Genomic DNA, 255 nt, shown 5'->3' on the forward strand with positions numbered 1-255 from the left:
CGGGGCTGTGTCTGTTCTCCAAGAGATTGGAGCGAGGTCGTTTCGCGGCCCTCTGGAAACACGAGGCACCGGGCGCGCCCGTGCAGTTGGCGCACTCCGAGCTCGCGCTCTTCTTCGAGGGCAGCGACCTCGTCGGGCGAGCTCCCGCCTCGGCGACGCCGCTGCCCCTCTTCGCACGGGCGCGTGGCCAGCACGCAAGCGAGGAGGCAGACAGCGAGCCCTTCGTCGGCACCGCGCGCTGACGTCCGCCGACGC

1 pseudogene is annotated in these 255 nt (G+C 71.4%); it reads left to right on the forward strand.

Annotation, left to right across the window (positions count from 1 at the left end):
* Nucleotides 1-242: pseudogene (locus U8525_RS34695) on the forward strand (hypothetical protein); the annotation flags it as partial.
* Nucleotides 243-255 lie beyond the last annotated feature (13 nt).

The sequence above is a fragment of the Corallococcus sp. RDP092CA genome (genome assembly GCF_041903675.1).
In the GTDB taxonomy this organism is placed as follows: Bacteria; Myxococcota; Myxococcia; order Myxococcales; family Myxococcaceae; genus Corallococcus.